Raw genomic sequence first — 21,694 nt, 5'->3', positions numbered from 1 at the left:
TTACTCCTACTAAATTTCGGTAATCTATTACATTTGTCTCATTTTTAATTTTCGGACGATTTAGGTAGACATGTTCTCTTTTTGTGATTAAAATTAAATTTATAAGTTCTCATTATGTGTATTATTTAGGGGGTAATCATATGGGAAAGAGAGAGTGGATGATTGAAGCCCGTAAGGAAAAAGGCTTTAAACGGCAGAACCAATTCGCCGAAGCAGTTGGATTATCTAAAAACTATCTTTCAGCAATCGAAAACGGGGAAAGAACGCCTTCCGGAAAGGCAGCGTTAAAAATTGCAAAGGTTTTAGAGATCCCAATGGAGCGATTTTTCGAGGAAGATCAAGCGTGTGAAAAAGTTCTCGAATAGTGGATTTTTATTGCAGACAAACCGAGGAAAACACGGCATTATTAATATTGTAATTGATATTGGTAATGGAGGTGTGGGAATTGGATTTAGATAGATTCAGTCAGCCTATGTCCTGGGAGTATCGAAGAAGATATGATGATCCATTTATTGAGCCAGAGGAAGAAGGCAGTATTGTTCCTTGTTCTGGATGTGGTGAGTTGATCTTCAAGAACATCGAGGAATGGGAAGAAATTGATACGGATGAAATTGTTCATCGTGATCATGAATGTGTAGAAATGTTCTTTGAAAAAGAAAAGAGAGCAGCCGGCCAGGGCAACTCTCGAGGTTAGTCATCTTATAGAGGACTGACCATAATATAGTTCGCAATTAGTGTAACATATGTCAGTCCTCTAATTCAATTGGGGGAAGCTGGAATGATATTGAAGTTGAATGCGAAAAAGTTTGCAGATTTAAGAGGTAAGAGCCATCAAGAATGGCTTGAACTTCGTACTGCAGGTATAGGCGGATCTGATGCGGCGGCTATTGTTGGCTTAAATAAGTACAAAAAGCCTTTGGGCGTTTATATGGATAAAGTGGAAGAAGTTCAAGAGCAAGAGGGAAACGAGTTCATGTACTGGGGCCATACGCTTGAATCTGTTGTGGCAGATGAATTTAAGAAGCGTACTGGTTTTAAAGTACAGAGATCTAATTTCATGTGGCAGCATCCAGAATATGAATGGATGTTAGCAAATGTTGATAGGTTCATTTATTCAGATGAAGGCTGGGGTATCCTCGAAGTCAAAACGGCTTCTGAGTACAGAAACAAGGATTTTGAAGGGGATACGATTCCAGAAGAATACTTAATTCAGATTGTTCATTATATGGCTGTTACGGGCTTGAATTACGGATATCTCGCGGTCCTCGTTGGAGGGAATAAGTACAAGCAATTCCGTGTGGATCGTGATGAAGAATTAGTGGAGTTATTGATCAGTGAAGAAAAGAAGTTTTGGTTTAATCATGTTCAAACTGGGATTCCTCCTGAATTAGATGGCTCAGATGCTTCAACGGCGCTTCTGAATATTCTTTATCCTCCGGTTAATGTGAAAGAGGAAGAAGAAATTTTGCATTTGGATGAAAAGGCGGCTGAATTGTTGGCGCAGTATGATACGGCCAAAGATTTGGAAGCTCAGTACAAAGAGCAAAAAGAGGAAGCAGCCAATAAGTTGAAAAATTTGATTGGTGATTATCAAAAAGCGGTGTGGGATGAACGGAAGATTTCTTGGAAAAAGATTGAATCTTACCGTTTTAATAGAAAAGCATTTGAAAAAGAAAATCCAGAGGTTGCAGGGAAGTATCTTGAAAAATCAGTTTCTAGGAGGTTTTCCGTTACATGATGTTGCTTGAACAGATTGAGCGTATTCGAGAAATGATGATCAAAGCGGGGCAGATGTTCGGTTATACTGCCCCCGAAACTTTAGCTTTATCTAAAGAATTGGATGAACTTTTAAATACGTATATGGGGGAACAGTGAAATGGAATGGCAGCCAGTAAAGGATTATGAGGGCGTTTATGAGATTAATTCTTTTGGTGATGTTAGAAGATACGAAACGAAAAAGATATTGAAACCAGGTGTGGCTCCAATCGGTTATAAGGTCGTTTCTCTTTGGAAGAATAATAAGGGGAAAACCTTTTATATTCATAGATTGCTAGCAGAGCATTTTTTGGAGAATCCGAATGGATTATCTACGGTGAATCATATTGACGGCAATAAATTGAATAATGATTTATCCAATCTTGAATGGTGTTCTTATGGTGAAAATAATCAGCATGCTTATGATAAAGGCTTGAAAGTTGCTTCGGATAAGTTAAGAAGGAGCGCAAGTGAAAGGGCTCTTGAAAGAAATAAGCAAGCGATTCGATCTTTGCCGATTGAGGTTTATGGACCGGATGGTGTATCGGTTTATCCTAGTATTAAAAAAGCGGCGGAAGCGTTGAAGATAAGTCGAGGTGCAATTCATAGAGCTCTTAATGGAACTGTGGCAAATAACAAACGAGGTCTAATTTTTAAATATATGGGGGAACAGTGAAAATGACAAACAATGAAGAAAACAAAGTTAATCAGCAAAGTGCAAAAGAAAAGTTAATGAATAAATCAAATGGACAAGCTCCACAGGAAAAGAAGCCAAGCGGTCAAACGATCGGTGAAATTATCGATAAGATGATGCCGGCCATTAAACAGGCGTTGCCTCAGCATATTAAGCCCGAAAGGATGGCACGGATCGCCATTACGGTTTTTAGAAATAATCCAAGGCTTCAAGCTTGTTCGCCAGTGTCTTTCTTGGGTGCGGTGATGCAATCCGTTCAACTTGGATTGGAGCCAAATACAAATCTTGGTGAAGCTTATATTATACCGTATGGTACGACGGCTAGCTATCAAATTGGTTACAAAGGGATTTTAAAGCTTGCTTATAATACAGGGCAATATCAAGCGATTTATGCGCATGAAGTGTATGAGAATGATGAATTTCATTATCAGCTTGGTGTAAATAAGGATATTTATCATGTTCCGGCGGATGTTCCTCAAGGTGAACCGATTTATTATTATGCGGTTTATAAGCTGAAAAATGGCGGCTATGACTTTGCGGTGTGGAGCAGAACAAAGGTGATGCAACATGCGGAGAAGTTTTCGGCGGCGGTTAAAGGCAATAGGGATACACCGTGGAAGTCGGATTTTGATTCAATGGCGAAAAAGACAGTGCTTTTACAGGCGTTAAAATATGCTCCGAAGTCGATTGAGTTTGCTAATGCGATTGAGCAGGATGAAACGGTTAAAACGGATCTCTCTGCACAGGCGAAGAAAATTATTGATATTCCGTTTGAAGGCGAAGAAAGCGAAATGCATGGAGCCTAATGATTAAAGGGGGGGCTTCTTGCTTCCTCTTATTTTTTTATAAAGGGAGGGGTGAATTTGAGCGACGGAAACAAATTTCAGACAAGCAGAGAGATTTTTGATCATTCGATTTGGCAAGACATAGTGAAGTTTAGGATTTTCTTTTATATATACGGAAAAGCAGTATTTTCAAAAGATGGCGTTTGGAAAGGCAATGTTCATGTTAAGCGGGGGCAGTTCTTGCGATCGTATCGGAAATTGATTGAGGATCTGGAATATGTCGAGAATAAGCAAGTTAAAAAATACAGTCTTACGACAGTCCAGAGAAAAATTAAGGAATTGGTACAGGAAGAAAGACTTCGTTTACATGAAACGGAACTTGGAACACTGTTTGAAGTGGTAAATTACGAGCAATATCAAGGGTTTGGCAGTTCTAAAAATCAGGACTTGGAACAGGATATGGAACATTCATGGAACACTGATGGAACAGTGACGGAACACTCACGGAACAATAATAAGAATGTAAAGAATGATAAGAATGAAAAGAATGATAAAGATATACGTTCAAAATCCAAAAAGCAGAATTTTGAACCTATCCACTTGGAATTAGCAGAGTATTTATTAAAAGCAATTAAAGAAAATCATCCGGAGTATAAAGAGCCTCCTAATCTTAATAATTGGGCAGTTACTTTTAGGTTAATGATAGATCGTGATAATCGAACGGAACAAGCAATTAGAAACTGTATTAATTGGGTATCAGGGCATAGTTTCTGGCACAAGAATATTCTTTCAGCTGATAAGTTACGGAAGCAATATGATCGGTTGGTGATTGAAGCAAAAGAAGATAAGGCTAAATTCGATGTGATAAATGGGGGGAGAAACAATGAGGACCATCGGTCAAGTTATCCAAAGCGAGATTTTTCAAAGTACAAGTTTAGGTAAAGAGACGTGCGAAGGGTGTGGGCAGGAAGTTGAGATTGTCGAAGTGCCTATAATTGGTGGTCCGAATAAAGGAAAGCTGATTCAGATGAAAAAAGGTTGTATTTGTGAGGATATACAGCTGGCAAAGGAAACGTTAGAAGTGCATGAAAGGCTTAAGAGCAAAAAGCTTTTGGAAGTCTTTGATACGTATTCGCTTGTGCCTCCAGAGTTAAGGGAAGCGACCATGAATGATTATCAGCCGAAAAATAAGGCTCAGGCGGCGGCAAAGCAAGGGGCGGTGGATTATGTCCGTCATTTTGATCCGAAAAAGCCAGCTAATTTAATCTTTTACGGTCCGTATGGAACAGGAAAAAGTCATTTAGCCCGTTGTGTTTCGCGGGGAGTGATGCAAATGGGATACAGTACTATCTTTATCTCTGTTCCGAAGCTTCTCAGAAAGCTGAAATCGACTTATAACAAGGATTCGGAAGTGACGGAAGATAAATTGATTTCAGCTTTAGAAACCGTTGATCTGTTAGTGCTTGATGATATTGGGGCGGAATCTGAAACGAAATGGGTGTCTGAAAAGCTTTTTGATATCGTGGACAGCCGGCAAGGAAAATCCACTTTATATACGACAAACCTTTATCCTGAGCAATTGCTGGAGCGGGATGAACGGAATTTTTCAAGAGTGCTGAATAACGATACTTCTCCTTTTGAATTGGAAGGCGAAAATTATCGTTTAAGGAAGTTTAGATGATTGCTAGGTTTGAAGCCTGGCACTTCTTTTTACTTAAAATCAATTGGTAAAAACGGAAAGGAACGGAAATATGGCGGAACAGTATTTAGGGGATCTGAATGTAACATATGTGGCGGTTGCTTTAAAAGATGTGATGAAAGAAAGGCTTCGGCAATACGAAAAGTATGGTCTGCAAGCGGATCTGTCCTGGGGTGAGCATATCGCTATTTTAGGTGAAGAATTTGGGGAAGCATGTCAGGCGTTAATGGGCTTAATGCAACTTGATTCAGTAAAGGAAACAGATTGCGATGATCCAGAAATGGAATTAATTCATGTGGCAGCTGTTGCCGTAAAAATGGTGGAGCTGCTTCGTTTGAAGAAGGAAGGGCGTCTCTAATGTTTAGCCCTGTGAAGCGGTATCAAGCCGTAAGAAGGCAAAAACTTTATATTGCGTTGGAAGATATTCCGGATACGGATTTTTTCTGGGACGACAAAGAGGTCGTGATGTTTGATATTCTCTGGCATCGTGATCTTCCTATATCTGAAATTGCCGAAATACTCGGTAAAACGGAGCTCAGTGTTTTGTTTCTGTCAATGGATAGAATCATAAAAGAAAAAATCAGTCCAAGAAAGGGCTGGAATCTATGGTAAACAAGTTTAAAAGATTACGAGGGGGAATTTGGCTATGGTAATTGAAAAAACGCAAATTGAGGCGATTGTGGAAGTTTTACAGGCAAGGAGAGAGAAGCTGGAAGAAAGGGATACGTTTATGAATGATGTTCCTTCTCATTATGTAGGTGTGGCCATTTATTCAGATGTGATCAAGAAGCTGAAAGGGCTGATGTATATTGAAATATCCGGGGAATCCAAAACGAACTTACCAAAGAAGAATCAATTATGCCAATAGGGGCAAAGCCTTTGAAAATGGGCTGATTGCCACCAATAACGGTTATTTGTCAAAGGGCTGGGCGTTTGTTGAAAAGGTGGAACCAACGATTCAGATCACACAGGAGATTCCTCCTAACAAGGTGATAGGTTTCAAAAAGGAAAAAGGCTTTGTTGATTTTTTTGGCTGCTCTCATGGGAGGGCGTTGGCATTTGAAGCGAAAAAAACAAATAGCAGGACAAGCTTTCCTTTAAAAAACATAAAGGATCATCAGATGGAAGCGCTCAGGTGCTGGCAGGACCAAGGCGGAATCGCGTTTTTTCTGATCTGTTTTGAGAAGTTGGAAGAATGCTATTTTGTGAAATATGAGCAGGTGGAAAAATGGTGGATCGGTCAGAAACGCGGCGGGCGGAAATCTATTCCTTATCAGTTTTTCTTGCTGGAGTGTGAGCTGGTCAAAAATCAAAGGGGCGTTCCTTATGATTATCTGTCTTTTATAGGGGGGTTATGATGGAATATTTGATGATGATTGGCAAGCTGCTTGTCGGGTTTGTCGCGTTAATGATCATGATTCGAATCACGGGCAAGAAGGAACTGGCTTCTGCAAGTCCGTTGGATGTGGTTTATTCGGTTGGTCTTGGGGATCTGATTGTGGATGCTTCTTATGATTCTAAGGTGACAATCTTTAAAATTGTCGTGGCGATTCTTTCCTGGACTGTTTTAATTTATGGACTGGATGCCCTTGCAAGAAAGTTTAAATGGTTTGGCAAGCAGGTAAAGGGCACAGCCGAAGTGTTAATTATGGATGGGGAAGTCTTTGAGGAAGTGCGTGAGAAGCACAGATTGAGTCAAGATGAAGTCCAAAGTCTTTTAAGACAGAAAGATGTGTTCGATCTGAAAGAAGTGAAACTGGGGGTACTGGAGCCGAATGGCAGCCTATCAATCTTAAAAAAATAAAAATGGATCTGGAGGTGTGGCAGTATGTCCAAAGCAAAGCAGAAAAAACAGCAGCGGTTCAAGCAAATTGAAAACCATTTGCGAAACTACCGAAATTATCAGGCTGGTATTAAGAATCTGCAAAATCAGCTTGATTACATATTGCCGAATATTACGGCAAAATATGAAATTTTGGAAGGTTCCGTGGGTTCATTTGTTTTTAAATCAACGACTGAGGACTTTGCGATTGACCGGATCGAGGGAAAAAGGGCGTTGCAGTTACATGAGGATATAGCGATTTTTCAGTTGATCATTGATAGTATCGACAATGCTATTAAGGAGCTAGAGTCTCACGAAAAGGAATTTGTGAAACTACGATACTTTCAAAACTGGACGTATAGCAAAACAGCTCTTGAAATGGGTTATACGGAAAGGAATCTCTTTTTTGTGAGGCAAAACGTGAGGGAGAAGCTGATGATCAGTTTGAAAAATATCCTTAACCTGGAGGTCTGATATGAGGGTGTATAGGGGAAAAAGCGATAAAAAAAGAGGGGGAAACAGGGATGATGCAGCGACCAGAATTAAGTAAGGAGACAATTGAAAAGATTGGCAGGGGTTATCGTTTTTTTAAAATCCTGAGTAAAGCAGAAGGAACAAAGATGGCCAGTGATCATATTAAGGATTATTTTAATCAGTTTTTCAAGGATGCCATGGCGGATATTCTGCAGGGGAATGGTAATTTTGAAAGGTTTCAGGAAATCGAAAAAGATTTGTTAGAAAAAATGCAAAGAGATGATGCGATTTTAAAGGAAATGGAAACTTTGTCTGGGGTCCAGATTTTGTTTTTGGATCATTTGAAGGATAGTGTATCCGTGAATATGAGAGAAACGTTGAGGGCAAGTATTCGTGCCATTGAAGATGAAATCAAGAATGATGTGAAGGATATTCCAGATGAAAAAGCGGCTGAGTATGCCAGACGACAGGCGGAAAATCTGTTTGCTTTGGAAGATATCGTGATGCAGGATGTGGTGAAAAGTTTTAAGGAGCAAGGGCTGGAAGGTTTAGTGATCGGAGTGGGGCTTCATGGTGGGCTTAAGCGGTTTGATATTTAAGATTTCCATATATGTAAATTAATTACCAATGAACTCAAGATAATAGTGGCGTACAATTATCTTGAGGTGGTTTAAGTGTTTTTTTCACCAATGCTATTACAAAAATCTGAACAGCCGTTTGACGATGAGTCATATATTACGGAATTAAAGTTAGATGGTATAAGACTAATACTTTCAAAGTTTGATAATAAGGTAAAACTTTATACGCGTCATAACAATGAGGTTACGGCAAAGTTTCAGGAATTATTAAATATAGATATTCCTAATGGTACGGTATTAGATGGGGAAATTATCGTTACTGATCAATATGGTAAACCTGATTTTGAAGCCATGATGGCGAGGTTTCAGTCAACACGCACCCATTTAGAGGATGCCACGTTAAGTTATGTTGTTTTTGATGTTATTCAATATAAAGGTGAGTCCGTTTCTTCTTTGCTATTGATGGAGAGGAAGCAGCTGCTAGACGAAATAATCACTCAAGATACAAGTTTAGTAGCAAAAGTTAAATATATAGAAGGTCATGGTTCTGCCTACTTTGATTTGGTCCGGCAGCAAGGTTTAGAAGGCATAGTGCTGAAGCGTAAGGATTCACGTTATGAGGTAGGGAAACGTAGTAAATCATGGCTCAAGGTGATTAATTATCAATATGATGAAGTGATGATTACGGGACTCAGAAAAGGTGAATTTGGGGTATCGCTAAACTTTCTGGAGGGAAAACCAGCTGGTTTAATGGAATTTATGCCACTAGCTGAACGTAAAAACCTATATCGAATGAAGAAAGTCATTTCAGAGGATGATAAATTCATGTTTATCGAACCCATTAAATGCCGTGTGAAGTATAGGAACCTAACTAAAGCTGGGTTTCTTCGGATCCCGTCATTTGTACAATGGAATTAAAAATAAAAAAATTTAAGGATGAAATCGAAATGGTTTCATCCTTTTATTGTGATATACATATTAGGATTGTACTTAAACTAACGAAATCAGGTCAGTTTAAGAAGATAAAATAATAAATAACACTTGACCTTGTACTATGGTACAGGGTTTATTCTGTATTTGCCCGAAAAAAATTACAATATCACTTATCAAATAGAGGAGGCGTTTCAACATGAACAACAATCATAGTAATGCTTCGTTAAAGAACAAGGTGTTACAATCACTTGGATTGCCAGAAGGAGGATTTGAGCAAAAAATCCGTTTACTGTCTCCTTCAGAGAATAGGATCCGTCTAGACATTCTTCTTTCCATGTCTGAGGGGGAAATCGTCAATATTAATGATTTAACTGCAAAACAGGAACAAATTGATGTCAAATCTGCTCTTCGGCGTTTAAGGGAATTGGATTTAATTCACTGGGACCAAAACTCTGGTAATGTGACCGTGGCGTATCCTTTTTCTGGAGTTCCAACTCCGCACCGGGTCACTCTGGCTGGGATGTCTCCTGCTTATTCCATGTGTGCAATTGATGCACTTGGTATACCATCGATGTTTACAGATGCCGTGATTGAGTCCGAATGTGCATTTTGCGGTGAAAAGATCACCATCAATGTGAAAAACAACCTACCCGTTGCCATTCCTGATACCGTGGCTGTAGGCTTGGGAACAATGGATGCTACCGATACCAACGCATGCTGTGATTCTTTTTGCGGACCGAATGAGCCAACACCTGTTGCCACCAGTTGTTGTCCAGCCATTCAATTTTATTGCTCTGAAGAACATTGGCAAAAAGCGAATGAAAAAAATTCAACAACTACGAAGCACAAGCTGACTCTTGCGGAAGCTTTTGAAGTTGGTGCTGCAATTTTTGGCGGCACGTTATCTAAGGCTGAGTAGATCCTCATGAATGAAGTAAACTATATATTGACCCTGTACTAAAATACAGGGTTTATACTGTAAGTGAGGTGAGACGTATGCAATTTCGTATCGGAGAACTGGCTGACAAGTGCGGCGTTAATAAGGAGACTATTCGATATTATGAGCGTTTAGGCTTAATTCCAGAGCCAGATCGTACCGAAAAAGGATACCGAATGTATTCCCAACAAACGGTCAATCGATTGAATTTCATAAAACGTATGCAGGAACTGGGCTTCTCTTTACATGAAATTGATAAATTGCTAGGAGTCGTTGATCGCGATGAAGTAAAGTGCCGTGATATGTATGATTTCACTGTTCTTAAGATAGAGGACATCCAGCGTAAAATTGAAGATCTCAAAAGGATTGAACAAATGCTGATAGACCTTAAAGAAAGATGTCCCGAAAACAAAGACATTTATGACTGTCCAATTATTGAAACATTATTAAAACCCAATAATCGGAAGAAAGGGTGATGACTCGTGGAACAGAGAAATAATGTAAAAAAAAATATAGGTATTATTTTAGGGGTACTGGGTTTAATGAGTTTAAATTTACTTTGCTGCGGGGGACCCTTGCTTCTTGCATCCCTTGGAGCAACAGGAATCGGTGCAATTATTGCTGGTGTAACAAAAAGTTGGGTTCTTTATGGAATCTTTGGAGTAATAGCGGTTTTTCTTACGATAATGACTTTACGAAAATTTCAAAAAGGAAAAACAGATTGTTGCTCGCCAACTTCGTTTGAAAAATCCGAAAAAAGTCAGTGTTGTATCCCAGAAACAAAAAGTGAAACAAAGAAAGAAACAACAATGCATGACTGTTGCAAGCATGGAGAGGTTTAAATTATGAAGGAAAAAGTGTCGCAATTAGCTACTGTATTTTCGGCTTTTGTTATGGCGGGCTGTTGCCTGGGGCCACTAATCTTCATTCCTCTTGGTCTCACTGGGTTTGCAGGCGCATTCGCCTTCTACTCGTTGAAGTATCGGTTATTGTTCAGCATAGTTACCATTGTCCTTCTTGCGTACTCTTTTTATATGGTTTATGGAAGAAAGGGTAAAAGGAAAAGTTCTGTTATTGGCTTATGGATTACAACATTCCTTGTTTTCGCCATGTTTCTTTTCTTATTTTCACTTGAAAGTTGACTTTAAAAAATGGGGTGTTTTATATGAGAGTACCGATAATTAAGATCTTGATGGTATTGTCTCTTTTGCTGGTGGTTAGTGCGTGTAGTAACGAAAAAACAGTCCAGAATACTAAAGAGTCCAAGAGTGAAGTGAAAACGGCTGCTATGGATTCCAAGAAGGTTGGTAAACCTACTACAGAAGCTGAGAAAACGGGTACATTCACGGTTTTAGGGATGGATTGTTGTCCGCCGTCTGTTGTAACAGAAGTCTTGAACCGAGTAAAGGGCGTTGGAAAAACAGACATTAAAGTCAGTGACGGCAAGGCAGAAGTAACGGTTTCCTATGATGATAAAAAAACGGATTTAAACTCAATCAAGACGGCAGTGTCTGATTTCGGGCTTCCAGTCGAGTAAAAGGAGGGTTTCACATGAAGAAATATAAAGTAAATGTTCAAGGAATGACTTGTACAGGATGTGAACAACACGTTTCAGTTGCTCTTGAAAACGTGGGTGCAAAAGGGATTGAAGTGGATTTCCGTCGCGGGGAAGCAGTATTTGAGTTACCAAATGATGTAGAAGTGGAAACAGCGAAAAAAGCCATTGCTGATGCAAATTATCAAGCAGGAGAAGCAGAAGAAGTTCAACCGGAGCAAAAAACGAATTTACTTAAAAAATATCGGCTAAACGTTCAAGGAATGACCTGCACGGGTTGTGAAGAACATGTTGCGGTTGCTCTTGAAAATGCAGGTGCAAAAGGGATTGAAGTAGACTTTCGTCGCGGAGAAGCACTGTTTGAACTACCGTATAATGTAGACATTAATATCGCGAAAAAAGCGATTGCTGAAACAAAATATCAACCAGGGGAAGCAGAAGAAATACAAGAACCATCGCAAAATAAGGCAGATGTAAGTAATGATCAAGGTAACTATGACTATGATTACATCATCATCGGTTCTGGTGGAGCTGCCTTTTCATCTGCTATTGAAGCCGTTGCTTTAAACGCAAAAGTGGCTATGATTGAGCGTGGAACAGTGGGTGGAACTTGTGTTAATGTCGGATGTGTTCCTTCAAAGACCTTATTAAGAGCAGGGGAAATCAATCATCTAGCAAAAAATAATCCATTTGTGGGATTACACACTTCGGCTTCAAATGTTGACTTAGCTCCATTAATAAAACAAAAAAATGAATTAGTAACCGGGATGCAAACTGAAAAATACGTAAATTTAATTGACGTTTATGGTTTTGAATTAATAAAAGGTGAAGCTAAATTCGTAAATGAAAATACAGTTGAAGTGAATGGTAATCAAATCACGGCCAAAAGATTTTTAATAGCTACAGGTGCTTCTCCATCTATACCTAGTATTCCCGGATTAGATGAAGTTGATTATTTAACAAGCACAAGTTTATTGGAATTGAAGAAGGTTCCAAATCGTCTATCCGTGATTGGTTCAGGCTATATCGGCTTAGAATTAGGACAATTATTCCATAATTTAGGCGCAGAGGTTACTTTGATACAAAGAAGCGATCGTCTATTAAAAGAATACGATCCTGAAATTTCAGAAGCCATTACTAAGGCCTTAACAGAACAGGGAATTAATTTAGTAACAGGTGCAACTTATGTACAAGTAGAGCAAGATGGAGACATTAAAAAAGTTCACGTAGAGATAGATGGTAAAAAGCGAATAATTGAAGCAGAACAACTTCTAGTTGCCACTGGAAGAAAACCAAACACAAAATCTTTGAACTTACATGCAGCAGGCGTGGAAGTTGGTTCCCACGGTGAAATAGTCATTGATGATTATCTTAAAACGACCAATTCCCGAATTTATTCAGCTGGAGATGTAACTCTTGGTCCACAATTTGTTTTTGTAGCTGCTTATGAAGGTGGACTTGCTGCTCGTAATGCAATCGGAGGACAAAATCAAAAGGTGAATTTAGAAGTAGTGCCAGGCGTCACGTTTACTTCTCCATCAATCGCAACGGTTGGATTAACTGAACAGCAAGCAAAAGAAAAAGGCTATGAGGTAAAAACATCCGTCCTGCCGTTAGATGCGGTTCCAAGAGCCTTGGTTAATCGGGAAACAACTGGCGTGTTTAAGTTGGTTGCAGACGCGAAAACATTGAAAATTTTAGGTGCTCACGTAGTGGCAGAAAACGCCGGAGACGTAATTTATGCTGCTACATTAGCTGTCAAATTCGGTTTAACCGTTGAAGATCTTCGAGGAACACTGGCTCCATATTTAACAATGGCAGAAGGATTGAAATTAGCTGCCCTTACGTTTGATAAAGATGTATCAAAATTATCTTGTTGTGCAGGTTAAGGCTCCTTTTCGGGAGCTTTTTTATTACCCACCTCCTTATTCAACAAACTCCCCACGTTAGTTGAAGTAGAGAGCCTTTATAAGGATTTCAGTTTTTGTTCAGTTTTTTAGCAGTAACTTTGCAGTTTTGGCTTATGGTATAGAGGTAAAATGGTAATATAGCTATTCCCCCATACGAATCAGCTATCACTACATGAAAGGACGCTCCTCCCACACCTGGGGCGTTCTTTTTTTGTGCCCTTTATAGGAGGTAACGATGGATAGGTTGGAACTAATCAAACGTTCAATTAGTCATGGAATTATAAAATTCGAGGATATGGATTGGCTAGTGGAACAGGTTGAGGTCCTTCGTAAGCAGGTAAACGAGCTTCAAAATGTTAATAAAAATATAAATATTAATGTTGATTTTAGGAAGGGTTAGGGGTTCTTTATGCTGGACGATAAGCTCTTTTTTACTGTCTGTTTAGTGAGTGCATTTGCTTTGGGCGTGTTAGTTGGATTCGGTTACTTCTGGGTGGATTTTCTTTTTTGGTAGGAGGTTCTTATGCAGATAGTCAAAATGAAAATGGCTGATTTAAAGCCGGCGGATTACAATCCACGCAAAATTTCAAATGCTGAATTGGAAAAGCTGAAACGCAATATAGAGGTTTTTGGCTATGTGGATCCGATGATATGGAATAAACGTACTCAGCACCTTGTCGGCGGGCATCAGCGATATAAAGCCCTGTCTGATTTAGGTTTTGAAGAAGTCGATGTGGTTGTGCTGGATATGGATTTAACGAAGGAAAAAGCCTTAAATATAGCTCTTAATAAGGTCACAGGGGAATTTGATCTTGAAATGTTGAAAGATGTTCTCCTTGAAATTGATGTGGGCAATGTGGATATAGAGCTTTCTGGTTTTAGTTTGGATGAAATTGAAGGCATGATGACACGTACTTATCAAGAATTTGATAATGATGAAGTGGATCTGGATGATTTTGAAGATGATAAATTCAACTGCAGGTGTCCAGAGTGTGATTTCCACTTCAATTCTAAGTAGGTGAAAATATGAATTGGAAATGGTATCTCTCCGATTTAAAGGATGTGCCGAAAAATGGCTTAAAGGTGTTTTCCTGTTTTAGCTGCGGCGGCGGGTCCACGATGGGCTATAAAATGGCTGGCTGCACCGTTTTGGGAAATGTCGAGATTGATCCAAAAATGAATATGCTTTATAAGAAAAATCATAATCCAAAATATAATTTTAATATGGATATACGGAAATTTAAGAAGCTGCCGGATGATAAAATTCCGGATGAATTATTTGATCTTGATATTTTGGATGGAAGTCCCCCATGTTCCTCCTTCTCAATGGCTGGAGCCAGGGAAAAAGGGTGGGGCAAAAAGAAGAAATTCAGAGAAGGTCAAAAAGAGCAGACTTTGGATGATTTGTTTTTTGATTTTATAGATGTAGTAGAAAAGCTTAAGCCGAAAGTGGTCATTGCTGAGAATGTAAAAGGCATGATTTCGGGCAATGCGAAGGGCTATGTCCGTGAGGTTATCAAACGGTATAAGGAAGCAGGATATGAAACTCAAATATTTTTATTAAACGCGGCTTTGATGGGTGTACCACAATCAAGGGAACGCGTTTTTTTCGTGTCCAAGCGGATAGATCTTCATCTTCCAAAAGTCAAAATGGATTTTAGAGAAAAACCTATTCCTTATGGGGAAGTAGAAAAACAGTGCAAGGTGAAGGTCGGCAAGCCAATTAGTCAGGCTTTGCGGAAATGGTATTTTAAAACGCCGGCGGGCTTAAGGCTTGCGGATGTTCATCCAAAAGGATCGTTTTTCAGTTATCGAAAACTCCATCCAGAAAAGGTGGCGGTAACGTTAACTGCCTCAACGAGCGGAACACATTTGCATCCAAAAGAGCCATGTGGGATTTCAGATGAAGCTATTATTGGCTTGCAGTCGTTCCCACAAGATTATGATTTTATGGATCAGAATGTTCAATATGTATGCGGTATGAGTGTGCCTCCTTTAATGATGAAAGGTGTGGCCAGTGAAGTGATTCGTCAGTGTTTTGGGAAGGAGTTAGCAGCACATGGAAACAGCAAAGCTGAAAATAGATGATTTAATACCGGATATGCGAAATCCTCGCAAAAATCTTCGTCCTGGGGATGATGAATACGAAGCGTTAAGGCGAAGTATTCAGGAATTTGGCTATGTTTCTCCTGTTATTATCAATAAACGAAATAATTTAGTAATCGGTGGACACCAACGGCTCAAAGTTTTAAAGGAATTAGGCTTTGATGAAATTGATGTGGTGTTTGTTGATCTGGATGATGAAAAGGCAGAAATGCTTCTAAATATAAGCCTTAATAAGCTCGGTGGCGAGTTCGATATGGAAAAGTTGAGTGAAGTGATCAAGGATATTCAGGAAGATGGCTATGATGCGACTTTAACAGGTTTTAGCATGGATGATATTGATGGCTTAATAGGGGCTTTCGATCCGTTGGCTGATGGTGATTCGGAAGATGTTCCGAACGATTCAGAAGATGAACAGGAAGAAGAAGCTTTGATTGTTTGCCCTAAATGTCATTATGAAGCGCCAAAAGAGGATTTTAAAATTTGAGGTGATGCCGAATGGCAGGGAGAAAATCAAAATTAACTCCTGCCTTAATAAAAGACGCTGCCAAACTTTTAAAAGGTGGGAATTATGTTGAAACGGTTTGTGAGTATTTAGGAATTGGAACGACTACTTGGTATAGATGGATGCAAGAGGGAGAAGTCGCAAAGAGCGGTTTAAAACGGGAATTTCGGGACGTAGTAAAAAAGGCAGAAGCTGAAGCCGAAATTCGTCTGATTACGGATCTGCAAAAAATTGCGGAAACCGATCAAAAATGGCAGGCACTTGCTTGGATGCTAGAGCGGAAATATCCCGATAGATGGGGAAGGAAAGATAAAGTTTCTGCTGATGTTCAGCATTCGGGGGAGGTGGTGGACCGTCATGAGCATAATGTCAGCATCGAGCAAAAAGTCGAACATGTTGAAAGCAAATATGGAAGCGCCATTGAGCGGATCATTAGCAATCGACTTCAAAGCCGAGTATCAGAGGACGCTGGAGCATGTAATGGAGACGATAATTGACAATCCATATATTCCCCATGAGCCGACTGAAAAGCAGTTTGAATTTTTGATGCTGGAGGATATCCGGGAAAGTCTTTTCGGTGGTGCTGCTGGCGGTGGTTAGGTAAGTCTGATGCATTATTAATGGCGGCTCTCCAATATGTCCATGTTCCAGGTTATGCAGCGATTTTGTTCAGGAAAACGTATGCGGATTTATCGTTGCCGGGAGCTTTGATGGACAGGGCGTCTGGATGGTTGCATAATACGGATGCAAAATGGAAAGAGAAGGATAAAACATGGACTTTTCCTTCAGGAGCAACGGTGACTTTTGCCTATTTGGAGCATCCGAATGACAGGTTCAGGTATCAAGGTTCTGAATATCAATATGTAGGTTTTGATGAGCTTACGCAATTTGATGAAATATCATACAGATACCTCTTTTCTCGTTTAAGGAGATTACAGGGATCCAAAGTGCCGATTCGATGCCGTTCAGCCTCCAATCCTGGCGGAAAAGGCCATGAGTGGGTGAAGCAGCGCTTTTTAATTGAAGGTGAAGAAAAGGGCAGAATTTTTGTGCCAGCTACTTTGGAAGATAATCCTTATTTGGATACAGAGGATTATGAAGAATCTTTAATGCAGTTGTCTCATGTGGAGCGCTTGCAGTTGCGTTATGGTGATTGGGATGCCATGCCAGATGGGGAAATGTTCAAGAGGGAATGGTTTAAGATCGTGGACCAAGCCCCAGCGGATGTGAAGAAAATTCGTTATTGGGATTTGGCTTCTACTGATAAATCGAAGGCGACGAAAACAAGTGCTTATACAGCGGGTGCTTTGGTTGGGATGAAAGATGGCCAATATTGGGTGATGGATATGAAACGAGTTCAGAAATCTCCTTTGGCAGTTGAGCAGCTAATCAGGCAAACGGCTGAGATTGATGGTGTAGGCACTTCAATATATATGGAACAAGAACCGGGTTCAAGCGGTGTTAATACGATTGATCACTATACAAGAAAAGTCTTATCTGGCTTTGCTTTTTATGGTGACAGGCCGACGGGTCCAAAGGAAGAAAGAGCACGACCACTTTCAGCAGCGGCGGAAGCGGGAAATGTGTTTTTAGTCCGTGGACCATGGATCGGTGATTTTTTAGATGAAATTGTGGCATTTCCAGAAGGTCAGTATAAGGACCAAACAGACACAGTTTCAGCTAGTGTATCGATTTTGAATGAAATGAAGGACAGAAAACGATTCACTTTGCCGACTTTGGCAGGGATCAAGACACGTGGATAATTGGATTGATATTTTATCTGTTCTGTTTCTGATCATAGTCGTGAGTTTATGGTTTTACGCTTTGCTTTATCGTTAATTTATGTTTTAAAGTTCACAAATTGAGAATATTATTTAATTATTTGTTTGCGAAAAGGAGTTATTTCATACATGAGCAAAGAAAAAGATGTTCACTTAATACCATTTACCGTTAATGCAGTTTACGAGCAAACTTCTCAAATTCCAGATGGGGTTGAAATGGTTGGCGCTCCTAAAATGTGGTTGGATGATTATCAAGGAAAAGGAATTGTGGTGGCGATACTTGATACAGGATGCCAAAAAGATCATCCCGATTTAAAAAATAGAATTATTGGCGGGCGAAACTTCACCATTGATTATAACCGAGATCCTAACAACTTTAACGATAATAACGGGCATGGAACCCATGTGGCTGGAACGATAGCAGGTGATGGAACAGGCGGGGGCGTGCTGGGAGTGGCACCACAAGCTCAGCTATTGATCTGCAAAGTGCTGGATAGCAAAGGGTCAGGAAGTTATGACGGTATTATTCAAGGGATTTATCATGCTATCGGCTGGCGCGGTACTAATGGCGAGCGGGTTCGAGTCATTAATATGAGCCTTGGCGGTGCAGAAGGAACAGATCTTTTGCATAAAGCGATTCAAGATGCCGTGGAAGCTGGTATTTCTGTCATTTGTGCGGCTGGGAATGAAGGCGATGATAAGGAAGATACGTTTGAATATGCCTATCCGGGAGCTTATAACGAAGTGACGGAAATCGGCGCGGTGGATTTGAATGGAAAGCTGGCTTATTTCAGCAATAACAATACGGAAGTCGATTGTGTGGGTCCTGGGGTGGATATTCTTTCAACATGGCCTGGCAGTCGTTATGCGAAATTAAGTGGAACAAGTATGGCAACGCCTCATATTGCAGGGTGCATGGCGTTAGTGATCCAGAAAGCGGAAAAGGAATTTGCTCGAGGCATTAGTGAAGCGGAAGCTTATGCTCAGCTGATTAAGGAAACCGTGCCACTTGGATATAGGAAAAGCAGTGAGGGCAATGGCTTGGTTAAGCTGCAACATGCTGCACAATTGCAGAAATTAATCCTTTTTGTGAAAGAAAATTTTGCTTAAAAGTGATTTTGTTGCATCAAAGGGGGTGAAAAATTGGCTTTTTGGGATAAATGGTTCAAGAAAAGAATCGATTATGATGTGGCGAAGGTTGTCAGGGCATCGATGCAAGGTGCTATGTTGCCAACAACGCGGTCAAGGGAAACAGTCTCTAAATGGGAGCAGCAATTCTTTTGGTATGAGGGGATTATTAAAAGGCCAACTCTAAAGAGTTCTGAGGTAATGGAATCCTTAAAGTTGATTCGTGATATTAGCCCCGATGCTTCTATGGCGATTTGGAATATTTTAAGGCTTGCGAATAATGGGCATGAGCTTGAAGTGGAAAAACCGAATGGAACGGTTGATAAAAGGGCAACGGATTATTTAAATAGTCTGGCTCCCAATATAGGGAAGCTTTATGGCGGCGGTACGGATCAGCTGATAAATGTTTTATTATTAACCATTTATACTCAGGGCGCAATCGCTTTGGAAGTTGAGCTTACAGAAGATATTTCAGCGGTGAAGGAGTTTCATGCCGTTGATCCGTCTACTTTGGATTTTAGGCGAAATCCTGACACGGGAGAGCCGGAGCTGGTACAGAAACAAAGGACTGGCCAATATAAAGTTTTGAATCCTGAGACGGTATTCTATTATCCGTTTGATCCTGATGTGGGAGATCCATATGGAAGATCGCCTATTTTACCAGTTTTACAGATTGTCTTTTTCCAAGTGGAAGTCTTAAAAGATCTAAAAAAAGTGATTCATCATCAGGGGCATCAGCGTTTTGATATTAAGGTGCTGGAAGAGGCCATTATTGATAATATGCCGGATGAAATCAAGCATCAAGGTCCCGAAGCGGTGAAGAATTTTGTTATGAGTTATGTGGCAGACGTCAGAAATCAAATGAATCAGTTGGAAGCCGATGATGATTTTTTCCATACGGATTCGGTTGAAATTGATATGGCTGGCGGGGCGATTGGTCAAAGTTTAGATGCTACGAGAGTAATAGATATCATTAATCAGCAAGTGGTAACAGCTCTTAAACAGCTTCCTATATTGCTAGGACGCAATGAAGGGTCCACAGAAACGCATTCTACGATTCAGTGGCAAATCTATGTCAATGGTATTGAAAGCATTCAAAGGGGTATCAAGCGGATTCTGGAGCGTGCTTATAATGTGGCGTTGCAGGTCGGTGGATTTCAAGGAAGGGCTGTTATTACGTTTGATAGCTTAAGAACTTCGGATCGTTTGAAGGATGCACAGGCTGAGGAAGTCGAAACTCGAACCAAAATTGCTCAGATTAACCAGGGCTGGATTGATAATGATGAAGGCGCAATGGAAATCGTCGGGCATGAAGCCGTGGCTGAACCAAAGGCACCTGTTACGGGGCAAACGGCTCAACCAACTCCTCCTACTCCACAAGATAATAATCCGGATAATCAAGGGGATCCAAATGCAACCGATGAAAGTCAGCGGTCTTTAAAAAAAAAGACAGTTCGCGGGCTAACGATGGTGAAGTAGTCAAGACGGAACATGATTGGATGGATGATCTGCTGGATGTAGAGAAAGATGCGGGAAAATCCTTTACTCGATTTCTGAGAAATCAAAGAAATACGTATATTGAAAGGCTGAAAGCAGCGCCAGTTCTTCCAACTTCTGTATTGGTTGAAGCTAGAACGCTTCGAAGTATACAGAGGGAGGACAAGCCAGAGCCTCCACATGCCTTTGAAGTTTGGGTGAACTCGTATATTCTAACGGATTCGCCTCAGCAGCTGGAAATGTGGGTGGAAGAAGGCAGGGATTGGATGCAAAATGCGGCAATCTTGGCTGGAACAGAAACTCTTTTGGAGCTGGCCGTGGATGTTGTGTTTAACCAACGGGATACAAAGCTTCTAAGGTGGCTTTCTGAAAGGTCGAGAAGGTCAGCACAACTTATTCAGGGCGCAACGGATGAAGATGTATTAATGAATTTGTGGGATGTCGTGTATGAAGGGCATTTTTCAATCAATAAAGCTACTGCGGCTTTGCAAGAATCATTTGCTTTTAGTAAAGGCAGGGCTGAACGAATTGCAAGGACGGAAATCCTATCAGCCGGCAGGGCAGGGCAATTTCATGGAGATCGGCAATCTGGCATTGTTATCGGGAAGAAGTGGATGGCAGCACAAAATGAACGGACTAGAAGGGGCCACCGGGAAGCCGATGGGCAAGTGGTTGCTTTTGATGAACCGTTTTATGTTGCTAACGGATCAGGTCAATTAGAGCCTTTGATGTTTCCTTCAGATTCTTCCTTAGGTGCTTCAGCATCGAATGTTATCCAATGCCGTTGTTGGTACAAGCGGATTCTGGAGGGGGAGGAACTTGAATAACTAACAAGGGGAATTGAGAAATGATGATGGAAAAGCCGATAAATCGAATGGAGTTGTCAGGTCCTAATCGAAAAACAATCCAAAAAATTCTCAACAATGACAGAAAAATTGTCGCTCAACTGATTACGGCAAGTGCAATCAATGTTTTGGAAAAGAAATATGGTTGGGATGAAAGTCAGGTCAAAGAATTTCACTGCCACTTGCAAAGCGAAATCAATAAACTTTAAAAGGGGTTGAGCGTTATGCCATGGGTTTGGACCATTGTTGGGATATTGCTTATTATTTGGCTGGCTTCTCAAATTTTCTAAGGGGATAAAGGACATGGTTACTTATCATTTAGATGAACAAGGCATTACGTTTTTTGTGGATGGAATCATTGTTTTTGACTGTCCTGTGCAAAGGATGAAAGCCTATCCCGATGATGCCATAAAAGCGATGCAGCATTTAGAAGCTTTTTGGCAGCGAAAATTTGAAAGGGGGTGAAAAAAATTAGCGAGCTCTTGCATATTCCAGTTCGGATCAATCAGAGACAGATCGTCAGAGAAGATCGTGATACTGAATTGATCTTACAAAATATCAATCGTTTTACATTGGAGCCGTTTAGATCGTTGGACGAGCTTTATTTATTTTCAGGGATCTGTTCAAATAATCGGCTGGATTCGTACATGACAAAAATGGATGAATCTAGTTTGAAAAATTATGCTCAGAACT

Annotated in this window: 34 protein-coding genes and 1 pseudogene; all 35 read left to right on the top strand. The window is 40.3% G+C overall.

Features of this window, described 5'->3' with window-relative positions:
* Positions 1-140 precede the first annotated feature (140 nt).
* The gene (locus tag ACJ004_RS27980; RefSeq protein WP_410896359.1) at positions 141-365 is read left to right on the top strand and encodes a helix-turn-helix transcriptional regulator; all 225 of its coding nucleotides are present in this window, start codon (positions 141-143) and stop codon (positions 363-365) included.
* Between the two features lie 80 nt (positions 366-445).
* Positions 446-694 (top strand): hypothetical protein, encoded by a 249-nt coding sequence (locus ACJ004_RS27975; RefSeq protein WP_410896358.1) that lies wholly within the window; start codon positions 446-448, stop codon positions 692-694.
* Positions 695-778: 84 nt separating this feature from the next.
* A complete protein-coding gene (locus ACJ004_RS27970; RefSeq protein WP_410896357.1) occupies positions 779-1,738 on the top strand; it encodes a YqaJ viral recombinase family nuclease in 960 nt (319 codons plus the stop codon).
* Positions 1,735-1,875 carry an aspartyl-phosphate phosphatase Spo0E family protein gene (locus tag ACJ004_RS27965; protein ID WP_410896356.1) on the top strand — a complete coding sequence of 47 codons (141 nt, stop codon included), beginning with the start codon at positions 1,735-1,737 and terminating at the stop codon, positions 1,873-1,875. Before ACJ004_RS27970 ends, ACJ004_RS27965 begins: the two co-directional genes overlap by 4 nt.
* Before the next feature lies 1 nt (position 1,876).
* Complete coding sequence (locus ACJ004_RS27960; protein ID WP_410896355.1) at positions 1,877-2,431, top strand: NUMOD4 domain-containing protein; 555 nt, start codon at positions 1,877-1,879, stop codon at positions 2,429-2,431.
* Between the two features lie 2 nt (positions 2,432-2,433).
* Positions 2,434-3,255, top strand: a complete 822-nt coding sequence (locus tag ACJ004_RS27955; RefSeq protein ID WP_410896354.1) for a recombinase RecT — start codon at positions 2,434-2,436, stop codon at positions 3,253-3,255.
* Between the two features lie 57 nt (positions 3,256-3,312).
* On the top strand, positions 3,313-4,176 hold the full coding sequence (locus ACJ004_RS27950; RefSeq protein ID WP_410896353.1) for a hypothetical protein: 864 nt from the start codon (positions 3,313-3,315) through the stop codon (positions 4,174-4,176).
* Entirely contained in the window at positions 4,118-4,915 is a 798-nt protein-coding gene (locus ACJ004_RS27945) for an ATP-binding protein (RefSeq protein WP_410896352.1), read from the top strand. Before ACJ004_RS27950 ends, ACJ004_RS27945 begins: the two co-directional genes overlap by 59 nt.
* A gap of 70 nt (positions 4,916-4,985) precedes the next feature.
* Positions 4,986-5,291 (top strand): nucleoside triphosphate pyrophosphohydrolase family protein, encoded by a 306-nt coding sequence (locus ACJ004_RS27940; protein ID WP_410896351.1) that lies wholly within the window; start codon positions 4,986-4,988, stop codon positions 5,289-5,291.
* 11 nt (positions 5,292-5,302) lie between these two features.
* Positions 5,303-5,545 carry a hypothetical protein gene (locus ACJ004_RS27935; protein ID WP_410896350.1) on the top strand — a complete coding sequence of 81 codons (243 nt, stop codon included), beginning with the start codon at positions 5,303-5,305 and terminating at the stop codon, positions 5,543-5,545.
* Between the two features lie 34 nt (positions 5,546-5,579).
* On the top strand, positions 5,580-5,801 hold the full coding sequence (locus ACJ004_RS27930; protein WP_410896349.1) for a hypothetical protein: 222 nt from the start codon (positions 5,580-5,582) through the stop codon (positions 5,799-5,801).
* Positions 5,743-6,291: a Holliday junction resolvase RecU gene (locus tag ACJ004_RS27925; protein WP_410896348.1), complete on the top strand. Its 549-nt coding sequence runs from the start codon at positions 5,743-5,745 to the stop codon at positions 6,289-6,291. The genes ACJ004_RS27930 and ACJ004_RS27925 overlap by 59 nt, the downstream gene beginning before the upstream one ends.
* A complete protein-coding gene (locus tag ACJ004_RS27920) occupies positions 6,291-6,737 on the top strand; it encodes a DUF421 domain-containing protein (protein ID WP_410896347.1) in 447 nt (148 codons plus the stop codon). Before ACJ004_RS27925 ends, ACJ004_RS27920 begins: the two co-directional genes overlap by 1 nt.
* A 24-nt stretch (positions 6,738-6,761) precedes the next feature.
* Complete coding sequence (locus ACJ004_RS27915; protein ID WP_410896346.1) at positions 6,762-7,229, top strand: sigma-70 RNA polymerase sigma factor region 4 domain-containing protein; 468 nt, start codon at positions 6,762-6,764, stop codon at positions 7,227-7,229.
* A gap of 50 nt (positions 7,230-7,279) precedes the next feature.
* Complete coding sequence (locus ACJ004_RS27910; protein ID WP_410896345.1) at positions 7,280-7,828, top strand: hypothetical protein; 549 nt, start codon at positions 7,280-7,282, stop codon at positions 7,826-7,828.
* Positions 7,829-7,903: 75 nt separating this feature from the next.
* Positions 7,904-8,725, top strand: a complete 822-nt coding sequence (locus ACJ004_RS27905) for an ATP-dependent DNA ligase (RefSeq protein ID WP_410896344.1) — start codon at positions 7,904-7,906, stop codon at positions 8,723-8,725.
* A gap of 211 nt (positions 8,726-8,936) precedes the next feature.
* The gene (gene merB / locus ACJ004_RS27900; RefSeq protein ID WP_410896343.1) at positions 8,937-9,659 is read left to right on the top strand and encodes an alkylmercury lyase family protein; all 723 of its coding nucleotides are present in this window, start codon (positions 8,937-8,939) and stop codon (positions 9,657-9,659) included.
* Between the two features lie 77 nt (positions 9,660-9,736).
* Positions 9,737-10,153: a mercury resistance transcriptional regulator MerR1 gene (merR1, locus tag ACJ004_RS27895; protein ID WP_410896342.1), complete on the top strand. Its 417-nt coding sequence runs from the start codon at positions 9,737-9,739 to the stop codon at positions 10,151-10,153.
* Positions 10,154-10,219: 66 nt separating this feature from the next.
* Positions 10,220-10,519 (top strand): mercury transporter, encoded by a 300-nt coding sequence (locus ACJ004_RS27890; protein ID WP_410896341.1) that lies wholly within the window; start codon positions 10,220-10,222, stop codon positions 10,517-10,519.
* A gap of 3 nt (positions 10,520-10,522) precedes the next feature.
* Positions 10,523-10,819 (top strand): mercuric transport protein MerT, encoded by a 297-nt coding sequence (gene merT / locus ACJ004_RS27885; protein ID WP_410896340.1) that lies wholly within the window; start codon positions 10,523-10,525, stop codon positions 10,817-10,819.
* A 23-nt stretch (positions 10,820-10,842) separates the two neighbouring features.
* A complete protein-coding gene (merP, locus tag ACJ004_RS27880) occupies positions 10,843-11,214 on the top strand; it encodes a mercury resistance system substrate-binding protein MerP (protein ID WP_410896339.1) in 372 nt (123 codons plus the stop codon).
* A gap of 14 nt (positions 11,215-11,228) precedes the next feature.
* Positions 11,229-11,405, top strand: a pseudogene (locus ACJ004_RS27875) (heavy-metal-associated domain-containing protein); the annotation flags it as partial.
* Between the two features lie 90 nt (positions 11,406-11,495).
* Complete coding sequence (gene merA, locus ACJ004_RS27870) at positions 11,496-13,121, top strand: mercury(II) reductase (protein ID WP_410896409.1); 1,626 nt, start codon at positions 11,496-11,498, stop codon at positions 13,119-13,121.
* Positions 13,122-13,377: 256 nt separating this feature from the next.
* Positions 13,378-13,542 carry a hypothetical protein gene (locus tag ACJ004_RS27865; RefSeq protein WP_410896338.1) on the top strand — a complete coding sequence of 55 codons (165 nt, stop codon included), beginning with the start codon at positions 13,378-13,380 and terminating at the stop codon, positions 13,540-13,542.
* 123 nt (positions 13,543-13,665) lie between these two features.
* Positions 13,666-14,160 carry a ParB N-terminal domain-containing protein gene (locus tag ACJ004_RS27860; protein ID WP_410896337.1) on the top strand — a complete coding sequence of 165 codons (495 nt, stop codon included), beginning with the start codon at positions 13,666-13,668 and terminating at the stop codon, positions 14,158-14,160.
* Between the two features lie 8 nt (positions 14,161-14,168).
* The gene (locus tag ACJ004_RS27855) at positions 14,169-15,230 is read left to right on the top strand and encodes a DNA cytosine methyltransferase (protein WP_410896336.1); all 1,062 of its coding nucleotides are present in this window, start codon (positions 14,169-14,171) and stop codon (positions 15,228-15,230) included.
* Positions 15,202-15,732 (top strand): ParB N-terminal domain-containing protein, encoded by a 531-nt coding sequence (locus ACJ004_RS27850; protein WP_410896335.1) that lies wholly within the window; start codon positions 15,202-15,204, stop codon positions 15,730-15,732. The genes ACJ004_RS27855 and ACJ004_RS27850 overlap by 29 nt, the downstream gene beginning before the upstream one ends.
* 11 nt (positions 15,733-15,743) lie before the next feature.
* The gene (locus ACJ004_RS27845; RefSeq protein WP_410896334.1) at positions 15,744-16,247 is read left to right on the top strand and encodes a hypothetical protein; all 504 of its coding nucleotides are present in this window, start codon (positions 15,744-15,746) and stop codon (positions 16,245-16,247) included.
* A 123-nt stretch (positions 16,248-16,370) separates the two neighbouring features.
* Positions 16,371-17,513 carry a phage terminase large subunit gene (gene terL, locus ACJ004_RS27840; RefSeq protein ID WP_410896333.1) on the top strand — a complete coding sequence of 381 codons (1,143 nt, stop codon included), beginning with the start codon at positions 16,371-16,373 and terminating at the stop codon, positions 17,511-17,513.
* 147 nt (positions 17,514-17,660) lie between these two features.
* Positions 17,661-18,641: a S8 family peptidase gene (locus ACJ004_RS27835; RefSeq protein ID WP_410896332.1), complete on the top strand. Its 981-nt coding sequence runs from the start codon at positions 17,661-17,663 to the stop codon at positions 18,639-18,641.
* Between the two features lie 33 nt (positions 18,642-18,674).
* A complete protein-coding gene (locus ACJ004_RS27830; RefSeq protein ID WP_410896331.1) occupies positions 18,675-20,138 on the top strand; it encodes a hypothetical protein in 1,464 nt (487 codons plus the stop codon).
* A gap of 20 nt (positions 20,139-20,158) precedes the next feature.
* Positions 20,159-20,983: a phage minor head protein gene (locus ACJ004_RS27825; protein ID WP_410896330.1), complete on the top strand. Its 825-nt coding sequence runs from the start codon at positions 20,159-20,161 to the stop codon at positions 20,981-20,983.
* Positions 20,984-21,003: 20 nt separating this feature from the next.
* A complete protein-coding gene (locus tag ACJ004_RS27820) occupies positions 21,004-21,210 on the top strand; it encodes a hypothetical protein (protein ID WP_410896329.1) in 207 nt (68 codons plus the stop codon).
* 94 nt (positions 21,211-21,304) lie between these two features.
* Positions 21,305-21,466, top strand: coding sequence for a hypothetical protein (locus tag ACJ004_RS27815; RefSeq protein WP_410896328.1), 162 nt, complete (start codon positions 21,305-21,307; stop codon positions 21,464-21,466).
* Positions 21,463-21,694 (top strand): hypothetical protein (locus ACJ004_RS27810; RefSeq protein WP_410896327.1); only part of this gene is annotated, 232 nt, incomplete at its 3' end. The genes ACJ004_RS27815 and ACJ004_RS27810, both read left to right, overlap by 4 nt.

Source organism: Neobacillus sp. 204 (assembly GCF_046562815.1).
Lineage (GTDB): Bacteria > Bacillota > Bacilli > Bacillales > Cytobacillaceae > Neobacillus.
Note: the sequence above shows the minus strand (reverse complement) of the source record. Positions and strands in the feature narration are given on the sequence as shown.